Genomic DNA, 17,794 nt, shown 5'->3' on the forward strand with positions numbered 1-17,794 from the left:
TAAGGCGGCCATAGCGGTGAGGTTCCACCCGTACCCATCCCGAACACGGAAGTTAAGCTCACCAGCGTTCCGCTGAGTACTGGAGTACGAGAGTCTCTGGGAAAGACGGTTCGCCGCCTCTATTCATCCTATCATTACCCTCATCCAGCAACAGCGCTGGATGGGGGTTTTTTGCATATGTACAGCGTGAGTATATTGTACGGTTACAGTCTCGACACCGTTCTTTAACACCAACGTCGGTTGCTATCCAGAGCCATCAACACAGCGCTGGGCCGCGAGTAGGGCACCAGTTAGCACGATATCAGTCTCACACGCTGCGAGCCCCAGCTGTGGCAGTTCACCGAACACATACTTCGGGAGGCGGTCTCGAACTGGCTCAAGGACTGCTTTCGGATGATTCCGGGCGACTGCACCGCCGACTGCGATGGATGCGGGGGCATAAGCCTGTATGAGGTTCGCGATGCCAATTGTATTCCAGCGTGCGACCCGCTCGACGACAAGCGTCGCGAGTGCGTCCGAACCTGCTTGCTGGAACACATCTTTTGCGGTGCACGCGTCGTTGAGTGTGAGGGCAGTGTCGATCGATTCAGTTCGGGATAGCAAGGCCGCATACCGCGGAATATTCGCTCCGCCACAGTAGGCCTCCCAGTGTCCATTACGGCCACAGCCACAGGCCATTGTCCCCGCTGGGTCAACAGTCATATGTCCAATCTCACCCACGTTCCCGCCGGTTCCGTGTATCAAGTGCCCATCAATGACGATGCCAGCGCCGATACCGGTTGACAGCGTGAGATAGAGCATATTCTCAGGCACCACCTCAGCGATATGTCGCTCCGCAATAACACCACAGACTGCGTCATTGTGGAGAACGACTGCCTCAGTATCGAGTTTCTCTGCCAGTGGCTTGACGAGCTGGATATTTTCACCAGAAATGTTTGCCGGTCCGGTAACAGTCCCGGCCACTCGGTTGAGGGGGCCGACCGACCCGATGCCTGCCGCTGTAATCATCTCTGGTCTGACCCCACTCTCCTCACACACTCTTTTGACGCTGTCAAGAACCGCATTGGTAACTGTTTGGCCGTCTTTGGCCTGTGGCGTCGGGACGACGTGGGTAGCAAGTCGGTCAGTATCGTCAGCTGCAATTGCTGTTTTAATTGTTGTCCCGCCGACATCAATGCCGACAAAATAAGCCATGTTACGTTGCGGGGTCAGCGTTTTCTTTGATGTACGCACGAAGCCGTTCACCGCTGGTTTCGATACCTTGGCTCTCAAAGAAGCGTGCGACATTTTTGCAGTCGCGGTTAAGAAAGTCGTCACTGTTTGGATGGTGGATTGTCACTGCTTGTCCAACGTCAATAACGTATAGCTGTGACTCTTGGACGACAATATTGAACTCCGAGAGGTCGCCGTGGATGATACCAGCGTCGTAGAGGCGGGTCATATACTCTCGAATCACTTCGTAGGCAGTCTCGGGATTTTCGATATGGACTTCGGTAAGCCGTTTAGCCCGGCCTTCCACGGTCCCCAGATACTCCATGATGAGAACGTTCCGCTCGACGGCAACTGGTTCTGGAACGCGGACACCGGCTGCGAGTGCACGATCGAGATTCGAGAACTCTTTTCGGACCCACGCCATCACGATCGCTTTCTTGTCGTTGGCAACCTTCTCGAAACGTGGGTCGCCTTCGAGGTAGACTCCCATCTCGCGGAAATCGGACGCATTGATGCGGTAAATCTTTACTGCAACTTCGTTCTCTCCCGAAAGAGCGCTGTAGACGTTCGCTTCTTTCCCTGTCGAGATTGGGCCACCAAACGCGTCGATGTGTCCGTCCTGAACCAATTTGTACAGCGCGCCGTAGGTCGCCTCGTCAAAGACAGAATCTTCCACCTTAAACTGGTCTGCATCTTTGATCCGGTCGCGGAACTGGCTGAACTTCCGGTCACGCTTGCGTGCGATACGGTCGGCTTCTGTGTCGGCGTAGTCGATTTCTTCCCACTCGTCGCCCGGTGTCTCTGTTCCGTCCGTATCGAGCAGGCCGTACTCCTGGTCCATCTATCACTGGTTAGCAGGGCGAGGATTAAAAGGATAGGCTCTACGAGATACCCGAAAGACTACACGCTTTGGCTTACAGCAACGTGACCTGCGGGACGGAAGAACTGCGATTACTCTTGAATGTGGCCTTCATCACGGAGCTGGTCGGCTTCCTGTTTCTCGTAGCGCCACGTGATATCAGCCTTCTCGTCTTGCCAATCCCATGGCTCGACGAGTACAACGTCGTCTTCGCGTATCCAGATACGCTTTTGCATCTTCCCGGGAATGCGTGCCGTCCGTTCGACGCCATCCATACACCGTACCTTGACTCGATTCGCCCCGAGCATGTTCGTCACGACTGCAAATACTTCATCATCGTCTGGCATCCGAAGGTTCTTCCGTCCCTCGTTGTCGCTCATATTTGGCATTTGGTGATGGGTCCTGTTTAATTCTTCCACTTTTCGATGCGCGGTCGGAACGGCGACGTTTATACTGCCGGACGCTCACATGCCAATATGCTCAAAAACCTCGGCATCGTCGGCATTTTCGGTCTCGTCCTGATGCTTGCCGGCGTTGGAGTTGCAGCGTCTGTGAACCTCCTCCTTGGTGGCGCATTCGCACTGATTATCGCTGGCCTTGGTCTCATCGTCTATGGGATGGTCACGAACCTCCTCAAGTCGATGGGGATGGGCCAAATGATGTAGGTCGAAACCGAACCTTTTTCATTCGTGACTTGTTTTTCGGCATATATGTCTCCACAGTCGTTTTCCCGTCGCCGTGTTTTGAAAAGCGGTGCTGGTATGGCGTCGGCTATCGCCCTCGCAGGCTGTCTCGAATCGTTTTCTGACGAGAAATCGACCACTTCGTTCGATGCTGTCCCGGCCGACGCCACGTTCATCACAAGGGTTGATATCAATCGTGCTCTCGATGATGAGTTGTTCCGTGACAGAATCAAGACTGTGACCGAAGCTGGTGGGCTAGTCGTTCCCGACTCGATGTCGGTTCAGGAGATGCTCAATGCCGTCGAGGCTAATATTGGTCTGGACCTCCGCGATGCTCAGGAGATCGTGGCGTTTGGAAACGAAACTGGGTTTGCTTTTATTATTGTGGCCGACTGGAGTGAAGCCGATATCACAGCGGCTGTCGAGGACGCCCGTGGCGAACTCACGTCGACCACACATGCGTCCCAGTCTATCTACAAGAGTTCTCGCTTCGCGGTCGGCGTAGTGCCCGACGGACGATACGTGATAGGGAATCTGGGTCTTGTTCGTACATCTCTCGATGTCGCGGCCGGTAATGATAACGCACTCTCAGGCAACCTTGCGGAAGGTATGGAGGCGACACCGGATGGATATCTTCAGTTCGCGTTCGAACTATCGCCCGAGATGGTCCCTGAGCAGAGCGGACTGGACTCGTTTGTATTAGACGATATCATGTACGGCTACGGTGGACTCTACAGGTCCGGTGACTCTCGTGGTGGCGAACTCATATTCGAAACGACTGGTACGGATAGTGCTTCCACCCTCGTGGACGACCTTACAGTTGGCCTACAGAATGCCCGTACAGCGGTTGCCGATGACCAAATCGACGAGATATTTGATGGTGACGTGACAGCCGTACTGGAGGCAACGACTGTCACACAGGACGCTGCGACAGTGACACTCAAAACCGACGACGGGCGAGGGCTGCTGGCGAGTGTCCCTCCAACGGTACTTTTGACATACTTCCTTGAGCTTGGCTCTAGTTCTGGACCCGTCCCGCCAACCGCAAATCTCCAGCTCACCTATGACAAGAGCACTGAAAGCCTAACAATCACGCATGAAGCTGGCGATGCGATACCTGCGTCGGATATATTTGTTAGAGGTACTGGAGTCCCCACCGGCTCGTGGGCTGCCCTCGGCGGCGAGACGGATGACCGGAACAGCGAGGCGCTGGTCGTCGCTGGCTCGCAGCTGCAACTCACTGCTGAGAGTGACTTCGACGTGCGTGTCTTTTGGAACGCTGAGGCCTCTGATCCCGTTCTTCTGGGACAACGGGCCGGCCCGGACGCTTGATTCACAGGTGTGTCCAATTCACCCCGGCCGATCCGCTCTGTGTTCGCTGATAAGCCGGTCGACCATCTCGGCGCTTTGCTGTCGCTGCCGCTCCTCGGCGCGCTCCTGCCAGTCAATGATGGCGTCCTCGACCTCTGACTCGCGGGCAACGGCGAGTTCGTCAACTTCTTGAATGGTTACGAGATCTACGGGCGCGACAGGTATCTCGTGGTCGAACAACACTCTGTCGGCCATATCGGAGAGATCTCCGTTCCGAAGGACGATTTTCGGCTCGAATTCCGCCAACAAGTCCGCTGTCGAACGTCCCGCGCCGCTTGCATCCCGGAGCATGACAACGTCGTCCTCGGCAAGCCCAAACTGTTCGTGAGCGTTGTTTATCCCGTCTCGTGTGAACTGCTCGACGACCTTTACTGGGACAAGTCCCGCCTTCTTTTCGGCAACGTCGGCGAAATTTGAGTGGTCGAGCTTCCAGAGCGCTTTCAGCCGTTCGAGCTTGTTCTCAAGCGATTCGACTGTTTCGTATGCCTCGTCACGCTCGCGTTCAAGTCGCCGGCTTTCACGCTCTAGCCGGGTCACTTCGCGGCGCTCGCGTGCCTCTCGTCGCTCCTGTTTGCGTTCTGTTGAGAGTTCGTCTTCGAGTTCCTCAATTCGCTCGTCTTTTTCATTGACGGTCGTTTCGAGAGTTTCAACGTGGCGTTGCAGGCGCTCGACTTGTGTTTCGAGCTGTCGGATCCGGCGTTCCTCCTCGGTAAGTTCGCGCTCGACGTGCTCGCTTTCTTCTTGTTTTTCACCGTTATCGTCAGTGAGGTCCGCGAGTACTGTCTCGACCGATTCTTCATTGGCGACGACGCGGGCAACGACTGTCCCAAGGTCCTGTCTTGGTGGCACCTTGGCGGCGATGCGGTCGAACTGGTCGCTGTGGGCATCGAACGCCCCGAGTGCCGCGGCGGTCGCATCGCGCTCGTGGTCATTATCGTAGCCTGTCTCGCGGGTCCGGTGTTTTTTAGCATCGATTGGGAGGTCACGGTTTGGCTTCCAGCCAGCGGCGTCGAAACTTCGGCGAACTTTCTCGACAGTCTCGGGCATAGGCGTCACGTCGGCAGCGACGATAATTGGCCGCCCACGCTCGATAATCCATTCGATTATGGCGGCCATATCAGCTGTGCGCGTGCTCAGCGTATCGAGTACTTCACCTTCGAGACCGACCGTGGCGGCGGCCGTTGTCGTTCCAGGGTCGATACCGACGATAATCGGGTCGCGCCGCTTTGCAAGCGGGCGAAACTCGATACCGTCTCGTCGAACGCGCTCGATTTCGACACGAATATCGCCTGACCGTTCTGCGGAGACAGGGATATTCTCGGGTCGGGCGTCGACAGTGAAAACAGCGTTCGAAAAGCCGCCATATTTCTCAGTCGCGTCTCGCTCGTAGTCCAGCGCAGCGTCGTCGAGTGTGGATTCAATCTCACGGGTACGTCGCCTAACCGAGCCATGGATACGCCGAGTGTAGCGGTCCTCGCTCCACCCTCCGCTTCCAGTCGACCGACCACGGGACACTTTCACCTCCGTCGTATCGGTAAATGCGGTGACCTCTTGGCCGACGTTTGCGGCAGCTAAGCGGGCAGCGGCTTCTGCTTCGGCCATTGGCTCTTTCGCGTACGGCACGCCATGGCGCGAGGCGACCCGCGAGAGTGGTTCTGGTTCCTCTGCACCGGTGACTTGGACAAGCCGTGTTCCGTCAGGCAGAGAGCCAAGTAGGTGGACTAACGAACTTTTGTCCTCGGCAAGCTCGTACATGTTGTCAGTCGCCACCATTGCTGGGCGCTCGCTGTCGATGCGGCGGCGAAGCTTGCGGTAGCTAACCACGTCACGCTCGATGTGGTCTCCGTCGAACGTCACGACGGCATATGATGGTGCATCACCTCTCACATCTCCGCTCTGGATGTCGACGCCGAAGATGACGGCGTCCAGTGCGGTCGTGCGGTTGCTCACTACCGCTGAATTGGTACGCGATTCTCATTAACGCTACGGGGCAGTGGGTTTCTATGCTATGGCCGGGAGCGTTTTTATCCTCGACTGTGTAGCACAGGCATACTGTTTCACACCACTGTGGAACACCCAACGGGAACGACTCTAGATGACCGAACACACAACAGAGAACTGCCAGTTCTGTGGCCGACCAGTTGGTAAAGTATCCGTCGAGACAGCTGACAACAGCTACTGCTCGTCAGGTTGTCGAAATGCTGAGGAGGCACTCGACGAAACAGCTGACACGTTGGCTGCTTCTGAACCGAGCGCTTCTGACGTGACCGACAGCAACAGCGTCTTTTTTCACGTCGCTGGGATGCATTGTGTGACCTGTGAGACGTTCCTCGAAAATATAGCACGTGACCAGCAAGGCGTCTCCGACGCTAGTGCGAGCTACGTCTCCGAAAGTATCCGTCTCAGCTACAACTCCGACGAGACCGACCCCGAGACGCTCGCTGATATGCTTTCAGTCGCCGGCTACCGTGTTGCCGACCGCGAGCAGACGGGGCAAGAATCGGTAACAACGGAGTTATCTCGGGAGGGTGGGGCCGCGACACGGGACCTCGAAGACCTACTTGGATACCGGTACGCTGCGGGCGTCCTTTTCGGGCTCTTTCTTATGTTTCCGTACGCTATTGTCTTCTACCCGTACCAGCTCTCGGGTCTGTTGGGGTGGTCATTACAGGGGTTCGAGGGTGGCACGGTTGAAAGCGGGCTGATTTTGCTGTTCCCACTGTTTGCGAGTGTCACGAGCGTCGTCGTCTTTTTTACTAGCCTTCCATTGCTTCGGGGTGCATACGTTAGCCTCCGGACACGCCAGCCAAACACTGACCTGCTGGGTGCGCTGATGCTCCTGACCGCCTACGTATACAGCATCGTCGCGTTGCTGCTTGGCCGATTGGATATGTACTTCGACCTGACGATCTTCGTTGGTGCAAGTGTTGTTGCCGCCAGCTTCTACGAGTCAGTTACCAAACAGCGTGCGATGGACCACCTCACTGACTTGACACTCTCTCAGACCGAAACCGCGACACTCTATCGGGAGGGTGACACTGAACCGGTTGCCGTCGAGACGCTTTCTCCAACGGACCAGATCCTCGTTGGCCAGGGTGAGCGGGTTCCGGTCGACGGTACCCTTGTCGAGGGTCCATGTACTGTCGACGAATCGGTTGTAACTGGTGAGTCACTGCCAGTCGTCAAGGAAGCCGGCGACCGGCTTGTCGGTGGCTCTATCGTGACCGACGGCGGGGCTGTTATCAGCGTTGCTGACCCACCGACGAGCAGCATCGACCGACTGACGACGGCGGTTTGGCACCTCCAGAGCGTGACTCATGGTCTCCAACGAGGGGCTGACAGACTCGCTGCCCGGGTCCTCCCGGTGTTAGCTAGCGTGGCGGTCATGGCTGTTGCTGTCGCGGTGGCGCTTGGACACGGAGCAAAAACCGCAGTACTCTGGTCACTGTTGGTCGTCTTAGTTGGCTGTCCGTGGGGACTTGCGCTCTCGACGCCGTTGTCTGTCGCAGCAAACATTCAGGAAGCGATTGGGCGGGGTATCGTCGTCTTCGACGAGACGGTCTTCGAGCGCATCCGCGAAACTGATGTCGTCGTTTTCGATAAAACGGGGACGCTCACACGGGGCCGGATGACCGTCACGTCAGCCGATGCACCGACCGAGGACCTCGCTGCCGTCGCCGAACTCGAACGACGAGCAGCGCATCCGGCAGCCGACGCTATCACCGACGCGTTCGGGACCGCACAGACAGATGGTGGAACACAGGAAACACCGACGGATTCGTCGGCCAAGACGCTCACTGTAACTGACTTTGAGACACACGGCCTCGGTGTGTCTGGGACTATCGACAGCGACGAGTATCTCGTGGGCCACCCAGACCTATTCAGAGAACGGGGCTGGACGCTTCCTCCCTCGACGAAGGCACAGGTTGTGTCGGCACAGGATGATGGAGCGCTTCCGGTTGTTGTCGGCCGCGACGGCGAGGCACGCGGTGTTATCGTGCTAACTGACGAGCCACGAGAGGGGTGGGCAGAAATGCTCTCTCGACTCAGCGAGCGCGATATCGAGGTTATCGTGTTGACAGGCGATGATGAGACTGCGACACGGTTCTTTCGTTCCCATTCGGACGTAACACGCGTTTTTGCCGGAATTCCACCCGAAGGAAAGACTGAGACGGTGCGCCGCTTACAGGATGGGCAAACGGCCACGATGGTCGGTGACGGCACGAACGACGCGCCGGCACTCGCACAGGCCGACCTTGGCATCTCACTTGGCAGTGGGACAGCGCTTGCATCTGACGCTGCGGATGTCGCGATTGCCGACGACGACCTCGCTGGCGTCGAGACGACGTTCGACCTCGCCAGTGTGGCCGGAAAACGTGTCAAACAGAACACTGCGCTCGGTTTACTCTACAATGTACTTGTCATCCCGGCGGCGCTGTTTGGGGTGCTGACGCCAGTTATTGCGATGGCGGCGGCGGTCCTAAGCGGCTCGCTTCTTGCAGTAAATGCTCATCGGACGGTACTCCAGGAGTAATTGCCCGCTGATTCAGAACCGCCGGAACTGCTCTTCGAGACAGACTGTAACAATCGACTTTGCGATAGCCAGTCCACCCTCGATGGGGTCGAGTTTGGAGTCCCCAGCGCGTTCGCCGTAGTTGATTGGCCGTTCCTGAATGTTGTAGCCTCGCATCAGCGGTCGAATCAGCAACTCGGCGGAGAGGCCGGTATTTTCTGTCCAGTCGATTGACTCGATGACCTCACGTCGGTACGCACGCATTCCTGTGGTCGTATCGTGGACACGCTCGCCCATCAGGACACTCGCGGTGAGCGCAAACAGGTGATTCCCGAGGCGGTTGAACGCTGGCATCGCCTCGGCTCCGTGATAGAGTCGGTCGCCGCTGACGACGTCGTACCCTTCGTTGATAGCGGCAAGGAACTCGGGGAGTTGCTCCATTGGATAGGTATCGTCACAGTCGGTGGTCACGACAACTGGCCGGTCGGGCGTCCGAATCGCTTCCTCAACTGCGACACCGTACCCCTGTGGCTCCTGTTCGATGACCCGAGCACCGTGCTCGCGGGCAATCTCTGCGGTCCGGTCTGATGAGCCGTCGACACAGACGACCTCAGCCTGTCCATCGGTTACCTCCTCGATATCTGTGATTACCGTTTTGATTGCTTCTTCCTCATTGTAGGTCCCCATTACGACGCTCATATCTTCGAAAGTAAACCGGTCGCTTTGTTTCTCGCTTACTGCCACCTCGTCGTTTCTATCTTCGTCACTACCGCTGAGACGCTCGTTTTGGCTCATTACGTAGCTGTCACAACTGCTGGGGTTTATGTTTTTAGGTTTGCCTAAATAGAAAAGCCTCAAACTGTCCCAATCACAACTTCGTGGGTTTGTCTCCTTGGTTTTGGCTTATCTGATTGTCGGTCTGGCGATACCGGCTGCCCCAATTTCTGTCTGTCTCATCTCAAAACTACCATCTTTCCCACTCATCTCATGTGCCAAAATGATTATTTACTCATAGCAAGCATAATTTGGTATGGCTCCAATCGAGGTAGAGAACTTGACAAAAGAGTACGGGGGCGTTCTTGGGGTAGATACTGTTTCGTTCACCGTCGAGGATGGGGAAGTGTTTGGTTTTTTGGGGCCAAACGGAGCCGGGAAGACGACGACGATTCGGGTACTGCTAGGGTGTATTGCGCCGACAACTGGGACGGCGACGGTCCTCGGCGCGGATGTCCACGATGAGGACGCTCTTGTCGAGGCCAAACAGCGAATTGGCTATCTCCCGGCTACGCTCGGTTTTGATGAGGAGGTAACGGGTACGACGGTGCTGGACTACCACGAGTCGATAAAAGGTGGGCAGCGCCGCGACGAACTCCTCAATATGTTCACGCCGCCGGTCGACCGGCCAGTTCGTGAGTATTCTAGCGGAAACAAGCGCATGCTCGGTATTGTTCAAGCGTTCATGCACGACCCCGATTTGGTTATTATGGACGAGCCAACCTCCGGGCTTGACCCGCTCAAACAGGAGCGGTTCAATGAGTTCCTCAGGGCCGAGCGCGACCGAGGCAAGACGCTGTTTTTCTCATCGCACGTGTTGAGTGAGGTCCGACGTGTCTGTGACCGTATCGGGATTCTCCGTGACGGTAAGGTTGTCACGGTTGAAGATGTGGATACCCTACTGAACAGGGGTGGCAAACAGGTACGAGTGCAGACAACAGACGCAGGTCGGGCCGCGCTCGCTGACCTCGACGACGTCATCGAGACAACCCAGTTCCCCGATGGCATCCAGTTCATTTACACTGGCGAGTACAACACACTGCTCACTGAGTTGTCTCGATACGACGTCCAGGATGTCGATATCAGTGAGCCACCGCTGGAAGATATCTTTCTCCATTACTACGAGACAGATGCCAACGCACGCGAGGTGGCTGAAGCTGATGTTTGAAACCCTCCGATACGAGTCGCGTCGCCGAGTTCGTGGCACAGCAATCATGACAGCCGCAATTAGTCTGTATGCTGGATTTACTGTCTGGTACTTTTCGGCATTGGAAGGAGTCGATTACGAGCAGCTTGTCCAAGAGGCTCCAGCGACCGTAAAACAGGCCTTTGGGATTGAGTCGCTCACTACTATCGAGGGGTTTCTGAGCGCCCAAGTATTCAATTTCGTGTGGCTCCTCGGTCTCGGACTGTACTTTGCGTACGCAGCGGGAGCACTCATTGCGGACGATATCGAAAGCGAGCGGATGGATCTGTTGCTTTCGTTTCCAATCTCTCGAACACAGCTCCTCGCTGAAACGTTTGCCTCGCTACTGGTACCACTACTCGCCGTCAACATCGTCACAGGGGGCGTTATTTACCTGCTTGTTGGGGCAATCGGACAGACAATCGCTCCGGCCCACCTTGTGGTGGCCCACGTATTCTCACTCCCGTATCTTCTCGTCTGTGCAGCAATTGGTGTCGTCGCGTCAGTACTTGCTGAGCGGGCCGCCATCGCTAAGCGAGCAGCCGTTGGCATCGTCTTTGCTCTCTATCTGGTCGAATCGGTTGTCGGGAGTAACACAGCGTTTGAGTGGGTACAGTATATCAGCCCGACACACTACTACAAACCGACACAGATTCTCGTCCACGGTTCGTTTAATGTGACTGACCCGCTCGTGTTGCTCGTCACGTTTGTCGTCCTTTTGGCTCTGGGTCAGTTTCTGTTCCAGCGGCGAGATATCTAGCGAGTCGTCTACTGTTGGCTCTCGGTTAGAGCGCCTCGGCAAGTGAGTCAGCCGCTCGCACCGCGAGTGCGGCGATAGTTAGGGTCGGATTCATCGCACCGCCGGTGGGAAAGACACTGCTGCCAACAAGCCAACAGTTCGCGAGGTCATGTGTCTGCAGGGTTGGGTCGACAACGCTCTCTGCTGGGTTGGTTCCCATCCGCGTCGTACCCATGTGGTGGTAGGCTGGACCAGTCGAGTCTGGGCCGGCTTGCCACGTAATTTCTGCACCGAGCTCTCTGAGTATCCGTTCTTGAACCTCGTTTGCCCGCTCGATGGTTTGCAGCGCCCGCTCGCCGACGTTCCAGTGCACGTCAGGTACCGGGTTGCCGTGGCTGTCAGTCTGCTCGCGGTCCAGTCCGATGTAGCTGTCCTCGCGGGGGAGTTGCTCGACAAGTCCACCCACCGCAACGTGGTTGCCGTACTCCTCGCCCAAGCGTCCCAGCAGGTCGTCACCCCAGTCGTCGCCCGACAACGCCAGCTCAACCGGCGAAGGGCCAGCGTAGTTGAAAAACTCTAGCTTGAACGGCCCCACATCCTCGTCGGCATCGTCGTAAAACTGGTGTGACCCGCTCGTGAGAAAGCCGACGTGGTTCTGTCTGGTTGGCTCGTCGAGGACACCGCCGGTCCCTGCAAAGAGGTGGTCCATGAAGTATTTTCCAACTAGACCGCTCGAATTCGCCAGCCCGTTGGGGTACTGTTCTGATTCCGAAAGCAAGAGCAGGCGCGGTGTCTCGACACCACCACAGGCGACGACGAACATCTCTGCTTTCTGCCGGTGACGCTCTCCCTCGGGCGTCACGTAGACGGCTGCCTCCACGCTCTCGGACCCGTGGTCCAGCCGCTGGACTGGCGCGCGGTCGATAACAGTCGCGCCGTGGGACTCGGCACGCTCGATATGGACCGTGGCGTCGTATTTGGCGCCTGAAGGACAGACCGGTTGGCAGGTCCCATAGGCAACACACTCGCTGCGTCCGTCGTAGGGTTCGGAGTTGCGGGCGTTTGGAACCGAATGCATGTCGATACCTAGCTCCGCGCAGGCCTCAGCGAACAGACTGTCGCTGTAGGAGGGTTCGAATGGAGCCATCGGGAACGGTCCCTCGCGTGGCGGTGCATAGGGGTTGTCCATCCCGCCGGCAACACCCAACTCCTGTTCAGCCTCGGCGTAGTAAGGCTGTAGGTCCTCGTACTCAATTGGCCAATCGACGCCAGCCCCCCGCTCGCTTGCGGACGCGAAATCGTCTTGATGCAGGCGCATCACCATCCCTTGCCAGTGAAGCGTCGACCCACCGATACCCTTGACACGAGCGTGATTCAGGGGATAGAACCACTCGCCACTGGCGGTGTGGGCATCGCGCTTGGGGTCACCGTCCCACACAGCCGGTCGGTCGTACGCCGGCCGGAGTGCCCGCTCTTGTCGTTTGAGTCGGTCCTCGGGGTTAAACCGTGGGCCGGCATCGAGGACGACCACCTTATATCCTTGCTCGGCCAATCGCGCGGCCACAAGCGCACCCGCTGGTCCAGCACCCACGACACAGACATCCACGTTCTCGCTGGGCTGGCGACGCCGACTCACCACCGGGCACCTCGCATGTCCCTTATCATCTCGACGGCCCCCGTTGGTAGGTATCCGTCCCACCGGGGTGTCCCTGTGGATTCTCGATACCAACCAGTTCTCCGCCCGTCGGTGAACTGTACAGTGCCAACAGGAGTTCGTTAACAACGTAGAACCGAACCCGGGCTGATACTGTTCCGTCAGGGTCCTCATCGGCTTCATCCACACCGAGTTCTCGTAACAGGCTGTCGCGGGTTTCTGGCGCTAGTGACTCGAAGCTACTGTCGTACCACTCGTCGGCGACAGTCTGCAGTTCCGTGACCGCATCCCGCATCGCAGTTCCGCGCTCCTCGCGGTCGAGGCGTGCCGCGATGAACGAGCGAACGAACGTCTCGATGCCTGACAATGTGGTGGGGTAGACAACCTCTGCAACGGCGACGTAGGTCTGGACTGTGGACTCAACTTCCATTCTCCTCTTATTTTCTTTGCCGCCCTCGTCGTCGGAACCCCCTTGAGGAGCACGAGCGCCACATCCGGCTGTCGCACTCATCCCGAGCGCTGACAGTGCGGCCAGTGCGTCACGTCTCGACAGCGAGGACTCTGACCTCGACAGCGAGGACTCTGACCTCGGCTGTGAGGAGTCAGACTGGGACTGTTCCATGACCGAGCCTAGGCAAACCTAAACCTTATAATCGTTGGAGCGACTTCGTTTTACTAGATGCGAGGTCCTCTGACGGTACTTCGCGGGACATCAGCACGCTTTTTGCCGTCCGATATGCCGATTGGGTTAACGTTGCTTTGCGGGGCGATAGCAGCCACCATGGTGTTTCCGGTTTCGTGGCTCTTAATCAGGGCCAGGGATGTCAACCAATCCCGGGCCGTTGACCTCATTGTTCAACAGGAGACGCTCGATATTCTAATCAATAGCCTACTGTTGATGAGCGCTGTCACGGCGTTTTCAATTGTGCTTGGCGTCCCGCTGGCGTATCTCACAACTCGGACGAATCTCCCATTCCGTCGGTTCTGGACAATCGTGGTTGCCTTGCCACTCGTTATTCCCAGTTATATCGGCGCATTCACGTTTGTGTCTGCGTTTGGGCCTCGCGGTGAGTTTCAGGAACTACTCGCACCGCTTGGCGTCGAAGAGATACCCGAAATCTACGGGCTCGGCGGGGCGACGCTCGTTATTACGCTATACACGTACCCATACGTCTATCTAACTGCCCGCTCGGCGTTGTTGACGCTCGATACATCACTCATCGAAGCGGCTCGCACGCTCAATCACTCACGCTGGGAAGCCATTCGCCGTGTTACGCTCCCTCACATTCGCTCGGCAACTGCTGCCGGTGGATTGCTTGTTGCTCTGTATGCTGTCTCCGATTTTGGAACGCCCGCAATCATGCGCCTTCCCGTGTTTACCCGCCAAATTTATGTTGAAAACAAATCCTTTGGACAGGATTACGCAGCGTTGCTCGCATTGCATCTCTTAGCTATTGTGCTGGTGGTGTTGGCGATTGAACGACGGGTTCGCTCCGACGAGAATCTCGATGGCGACACAAGCAACCCTGCGCCGCCAGTTGACCTGGGTCGGTGGCGCTGGCCGGCGCTTGCCCTTCCGATATCTGTCACCGGCCTTGCACTCGTCGTCCCGGTCTGGATTCTATCACTCTGGGTTGTCCGAGCCGACAGCAATACCGGGCGCTCGGAGTTGGCCTTCGAATGGACGTACGCCCTCAATTCTGTTCAGGTTGCGACTGCTGCTGCCGTCCTCGCGGCGGTTGCGGCACTGCCTATTGCCTATTTTGTCACCCGTCACGATTCGTGGCTCGCAGAGTTGTTCGAGCGGAGTACCTACATCGGCTTTGCCGTTCCGGGCATCGTCCTTGCTTACGCGCTTGTTTACTTCGGCACAGACCTGGCCCCCGCTATTTACCAGACACTCCCGTTGCTCATCTTCGCTTACGTTGTCCGGTTCATGTCTCAGGCAGTCGGTATCATCCGTTCCGGTACTGGACAGGTTGACCCCACGCTTGTTGAGGCCGCACGAACGCTCGGTGAGTCCTCGTTTGGCGCCTTCCGACGGATAACATTCCCGCTTATCCGCTCAAGTGTCGTTGCTGGGATGGCCCTCGTTTTCCTGACGACGATGAAAGAGTTGCCGGTCACGCTTGTGCTCCGCCCGACCGGCTTCGAAACAATTGTGACGCAAGTTTGGCGCGCACAAAAGGCCGTTGTCTACCAGTACGCCGCCATCCCCGCGCTTCTGTTAATTGTTATCTCTGGCTTCTCGATGATAATCCTCCTCTCCCAGGACGGACAGGAAGGGTTGTAACAATCACTCAAACTACATTTCCACTCACCGGTCAAACACGCCTGCCCGGGAGCTGACCGCTCTGCAGGCGATTGACAAGTGTTAGAAGAACCTAAATCAACACTCTTTTAGGCAATCCTAAAAAATGGTAAATAGCACGATGAGCGAAGACATTTGCGTCATTGTCCCGACGATACGGGAGTACGAGTGCATTCGTGCGTACGTTGAAAACGCCCGAAAACACGAGTTCGACCTGTCGCGGCTGCATTTTGTCCTCGTGACGGAGGACTTCTGTGAGACCGACGAGATGGAGACGATACTTAACGAGGAAGGCGTCTCCGGGGAAGTTTACGATGGGAGCCGCAGAGAGGAGTTCTACGAACAACACGGCATTGGGGAGTACAGCCACATCGTTCCGGCGGCAAGCCACGCAGAAACAAGCTTTGGGCTGATATATATGTGGGCACATCCCCGGTTCGAGTACGGGGTCTTCATCGACGACGACACACTGCCACACGAGGCCGACGACTTCTTCGGTCGACACCTCCAGAACCTTGCCTACGAGGGGGAAATCGAGTCCGTCTCCTCAGACGAACAGTGGGTCAATGTCCTCTACCAGCAAGCCGATGAACACGGGCTCTATCCGCGCGGGTACCCTTACGCGGCGATGGACGAGCACGTCGAGACAGCGATCACCCAGGTCGACGACATAGTCGCTTCTCAGGGACTGTGGACGAATGTGCCAGACTTGGATGCGGTTCGTATCCTGATGGATGGTGATCTTGAAGGGCAAGCACAGACCCGGACCAGCCGCGAGGACTTCACCGGTGACTTTGTGGCTGCTCCCGACCAGTACCTGACGGTCTGTTCGATGAACCTTGCGTTCCGCCGTGAAGTTATTCCGGCCTTTTACCAGCTTCCGATGGACGACAACGAGTGGGATGTCGGCCGGTTCGACGATATCTGGAGCGGTGTTTTCCTCAAGCGGGCCTGTGACGTGCTCGGCAAGCAAATTTACAACGGCTACCCGCTCTGTGAGCACAACAAAGCTCCGCGCTCGACGTTCGACGACCTCACCAACGAGGTTGCGGGGCTCGAACTCAACGAGCACCTCTGGGAGCTCATCGACGATGCAGGTTCCCACGCAACCACCTACGCCGGCGTCTTCGAAGCGATGGCACACGAACTTGCCGCTGGCGACTTCTCGTCGTACAACAACGGTGCGTTCTTCAATCACGTCGGCGAACACATGCTCGACTGGCTTGATTGCCTTGACCAACTTGACGGGCTGGACCACGGTGAGCCCGTCGCGACGACTGCAGACGACTAAACTGAGGACAATACGATGACATCACAAAACCCTGACGACGGACACGACAGACGGCGGTTCATTGCAGGACTCACTGCACTTGGCGCCACCAGTCTTGCAGGATGTACAGACCTTCTGGGCGATGACAGCAACGACGAGAACAACGACAGCGAAGAAAGCAGTGACGGAGAAGACAACAGCAACGGCAGTGACGGGACTGACAGCGATATCGGACAGATTGGGTCAGGCCGTGCCGGCCGTGATGCACCCGGCGGGATGTCAATGGAAGAACTGCCAGACCTCTCCGGTGAGTTGACTGTCTACTCTGGCCGCGGTGAGTTCCTTGTTGGCCCGCTTGTCAACTACATCGAGAACCTCTACGACGACTTCGAGTTGACGCCTCGCTATGCTGATTCGACGGACCACGTCAACGCCATTCTTAACGAGGGCCAGGGCACACCGGCGGATGTCTTCTACTCCGTCAACTCCGGCTCTCTCGGTGCATTGGCCGATGAGGGCCGCACTCAGGCGCTCCCGAGTGAGGTCGTCGATATGGTTCCTGACGAGTTCCACACAGAGCAGTGGACTGGCACCTCTGGCCGAGCACGAACGGTTCCGTACAACACGGATGCTTACGCTGAGGAGGACCTACCCGACAGCATCATGGCCTACCCCGACTTTGAGGGAGACCTCGGCTGGGCTCCCTCGTATGGCTCCTGTCAGGCCTTTGTAACTGCGATGCGTATTCTCGAAGGCGAAGAGGCAACCAGCGAATGGGTTGAAGGTATCATCGACGGTGGTGTCCAGACCTACCCCAACGAGTTTGCCGCCAGCCAGGCTGTCGCCGACGGCGAAATTGACGCCGCGTTCACAAACCACTACTACATTCAGCGTGTTCTCGACAGCAACCCCAACGCGTCAATCGCGACATCGTTCACCAGCGGCGACGCCGGCTCGGTGTTCAACGTCGCTGGCGCGACGATTATCGACGCTGCAGATAACGCTGACCTTGCGGCAAAGTTCATCCGGCACCTCCTCTCGGCGGAAGCACAGGAGTTCTTCGCCGTCGAAACCTTCGAGTACCCGCTTAACCCCAACGTTGAGCCAGTTGGTGACCTGCCAACGACCGACGAACTTGACGTGCCCGAACTCGATCTTTCGGAGCTTTCAGACCTCGAAGCGACCGTCGACCTCCTTCGAGAGGCTGGCGCGAACGTCTAAC

Annotated in this window: 15 protein-coding genes and 1 rRNA gene; 9 read left to right on the forward strand and 7 right to left on the reverse strand. The window is 57.1% G+C overall.

The genetic code is table 11. The features are described 5' to 3' along the window. Window positions 1-122 (forward strand): 5S ribosomal RNA (gene rrf, locus N5098_RS16030). A gap of 121 nt (window positions 123-243) precedes the next feature. Here rrf and N5098_RS16035 read toward each other — a convergent pair. From N5098_RS16035 to eif1A, 3 genes are all read right to left on the reverse strand, one after another. Then, window positions 244-1,194 carry an ROK family protein gene (locus N5098_RS16035; protein WP_267638856.1) on the reverse strand — a complete coding sequence of 317 codons (951 nt, stop codon included), beginning with the start codon at window positions 1,192-1,194 and terminating at the stop codon, window positions 244-246. A 1-nt stretch (window position 1,195) separates the two neighbouring features. Further along, window positions 1,196-2,053 (reverse strand): serine/threonine-protein kinase Rio1, encoded by an 858-nt coding sequence (gene rio1 / locus N5098_RS16040; protein WP_267638857.1) that lies wholly within the window; start codon window positions 2,051-2,053, stop codon window positions 1,196-1,198. Window positions 2,054-2,163: 110 nt separating this feature from the next. Beyond that, the gene (eif1A, locus tag N5098_RS16045; RefSeq protein WP_267638858.1) at window positions 2,164-2,451 is read right to left on the reverse strand and encodes a translation initiation factor eIF-1A; all 288 of its coding nucleotides are present in this window, start codon (window positions 2,449-2,451) and stop codon (window positions 2,164-2,166) included. Between the two features lie 96 nt (window positions 2,452-2,547). Between eif1A and N5098_RS16050 the strand changes: the two genes are divergently transcribed. Both N5098_RS16050 and N5098_RS16055 read left to right on the forward strand, forming a co-directional pair. Then, complete coding sequence (locus tag N5098_RS16050) at window positions 2,548-2,736, forward strand: DUF7470 family protein (protein ID WP_267638859.1); 189 nt, start codon at window positions 2,548-2,550, stop codon at window positions 2,734-2,736. 45 nt (window positions 2,737-2,781) lie between these two features. Next, the gene (locus N5098_RS16055; protein WP_267638860.1) at window positions 2,782-4,086 is read left to right on the forward strand and encodes a hypothetical protein; all 1,305 of its coding nucleotides are present in this window, start codon (window positions 2,782-2,784) and stop codon (window positions 4,084-4,086) included. Window positions 4,087-4,104: 18 nt separating this feature from the next. Here N5098_RS16055 and N5098_RS16060 read toward each other — a convergent pair whose 3' ends face one another. Further along, window positions 4,105-6,075, reverse strand: a complete 1,971-nt coding sequence (locus N5098_RS16060) for a DUF460 domain-containing protein (RefSeq protein ID WP_267638861.1) — start codon at window positions 6,073-6,075, stop codon at window positions 4,105-4,107. A 145-nt stretch (window positions 6,076-6,220) separates the two neighbouring features. Between N5098_RS16060 and N5098_RS16065 the strand changes: the two genes are divergently transcribed. Next, window positions 6,221-8,659, forward strand: a complete 2,439-nt coding sequence (locus N5098_RS16065) for a heavy metal translocating P-type ATPase (protein ID WP_267638862.1) — start codon at window positions 6,221-6,223, stop codon at window positions 8,657-8,659. A 12-nt stretch (window positions 8,660-8,671) separates the two neighbouring features. On the opposite strand, the gene N5098_RS16070 is transcribed toward N5098_RS16065, so the two are convergent. Next, window positions 8,672-9,433 carry a dolichyl-phosphate hexose transferase gene (locus tag N5098_RS16070; RefSeq protein ID WP_497007452.1) on the reverse strand — a complete coding sequence of 254 codons (762 nt, stop codon included), beginning with the start codon at window positions 9,431-9,433 and terminating at the stop codon, window positions 8,672-8,674. Between the two features lie 235 nt (window positions 9,434-9,668). Between N5098_RS16070 and N5098_RS16075 the strand changes: the two genes are divergently transcribed. Further along, the gene (locus N5098_RS16075) at window positions 9,669-10,580 is read left to right on the forward strand and encodes an ABC transporter ATP-binding protein (RefSeq protein WP_267638863.1); all 912 of its coding nucleotides are present in this window, start codon (window positions 9,669-9,671) and stop codon (window positions 10,578-10,580) included. Then, window positions 10,573-11,358 carry an ABC transporter permease gene (locus N5098_RS16080; RefSeq protein WP_267638864.1) on the forward strand — a complete coding sequence of 262 codons (786 nt, stop codon included), beginning with the start codon at window positions 10,573-10,575 and terminating at the stop codon, window positions 11,356-11,358. The genes N5098_RS16075 and N5098_RS16080 overlap by 8 nt, the downstream gene beginning before the upstream one ends. A 25-nt stretch (window positions 11,359-11,383) precedes the next feature. On the opposite strand, the gene N5098_RS16085 is transcribed toward N5098_RS16080, so the two are convergent. Beyond that, window positions 11,384-12,976 carry a GMC family oxidoreductase gene (locus tag N5098_RS16085; protein WP_382231261.1) on the reverse strand — a complete coding sequence of 531 codons (1,593 nt, stop codon included), beginning with the start codon at window positions 12,974-12,976 and terminating at the stop codon, window positions 11,384-11,386. Between the two features lie 22 nt (window positions 12,977-12,998). After that, a complete protein-coding gene (locus N5098_RS16090; protein WP_368408035.1) occupies window positions 12,999-13,502 on the reverse strand; it encodes a gluconate 2-dehydrogenase subunit 3 family protein in 504 nt (167 codons plus the stop codon). A 168-nt stretch (window positions 13,503-13,670) separates the two neighbouring features. On the opposite strand from N5098_RS16090, the gene N5098_RS16095 reads away from it, so the two are divergent. From N5098_RS16095 to N5098_RS16105, 3 genes are all read left to right on the forward strand, one after another. Further along, a complete protein-coding gene (locus tag N5098_RS16095; RefSeq protein WP_267638867.1) occupies window positions 13,671-15,284 on the forward strand; it encodes an ABC transporter permease in 1,614 nt (537 codons plus the stop codon). A 139-nt stretch (window positions 15,285-15,423) separates the two neighbouring features. After that, window positions 15,424-16,593 (forward strand): alpha-1 4-glucan-protein synthase, encoded by a 1,170-nt coding sequence (locus N5098_RS16100; RefSeq protein ID WP_267638868.1) that lies wholly within the window; start codon window positions 15,424-15,426, stop codon window positions 16,591-16,593. A 15-nt stretch (window positions 16,594-16,608) separates the two neighbouring features. Further along, a complete protein-coding gene (locus tag N5098_RS16105; protein WP_267638869.1) occupies window positions 16,609-17,793 on the forward strand; it encodes an extracellular solute-binding protein in 1,185 nt (394 codons plus the stop codon). Window position 17,794: the final 1 nt, after the last annotated feature.

Origin of the sequence: Halovenus rubra (assembly GCF_026586665.1) — an archaeon.
Classification (GTDB): Archaea; Halobacteriota; Halobacteria; order Halobacteriales; family Haloarculaceae; genus Halovenus; species Halovenus rubra.

Coding starts and splice junctions, on each gene's coding strand:
- N5098_RS16035 (WP_267638856.1), bottom strand. CDS start 1,194: ATGGCTTATTTTGTCGGCATTGATGTCGGCGGGACAACAATTAAAACA.
- N5098_RS16095 (WP_267638867.1), top strand. CDS start 13,671: ATGCGAGGTCCTCTGACGGTACTTCGCGGGACATCAGCACGCTTTTTG.
- N5098_RS16100 (WP_267638868.1), top strand. CDS start 15,424: ATGAGCGAAGACATTTGCGTCATTGTCCCGACGATACGGGAGTACGAG.
- eif1A (WP_267638858.1), bottom strand. CDS start 2,451: ATGAGCGACAACGAGGGACGGAAGAACCTTCGGATGCCAGACGATGAT.
- N5098_RS16105 (WP_267638869.1), top strand. CDS start 16,609: ATGACATCACAAAACCCTGACGACGGACACGACAGACGGCGGTTCATT.
- rio1 (WP_267638857.1), bottom strand. CDS start 2,053: ATGGACCAGGAGTACGGCCTGCTCGATACGGACGGAACAGAGACACCG.
- N5098_RS16055 (WP_267638860.1), top strand. CDS start 2,782: ATGTCTCCACAGTCGTTTTCCCGTCGCCGTGTTTTGAAAAGCGGTGCT.
- N5098_RS16075 (WP_267638863.1), top strand. CDS start 9,669: ATGGCTCCAATCGAGGTAGAGAACTTGACAAAAGAGTACGGGGGCGTT.
- N5098_RS16050 (WP_267638859.1), top strand. CDS start 2,548: ATGCTCAAAAACCTCGGCATCGTCGGCATTTTCGGTCTCGTCCTGATG.
- N5098_RS16080 (WP_267638864.1), top strand. CDS start 10,573: ATGTTTGAAACCCTCCGATACGAGTCGCGTCGCCGAGTTCGTGGCACA.
- N5098_RS16090 (WP_368408035.1), bottom strand. CDS start 13,502: ATGAGTGCGACAGCCGGATGTGGCGCTCGTGCTCCTCAAGGGGGTTCC.
- N5098_RS16065 (WP_267638862.1), top strand. CDS start 6,221: ATGACCGAACACACAACAGAGAACTGCCAGTTCTGTGGCCGACCAGTT.
- N5098_RS16070 (WP_497007452.1), bottom strand. CDS start 9,433: ATGAGCCAAAACGAGCGTCTCAGCGGTAGTGACGAAGATAGAAACGAC.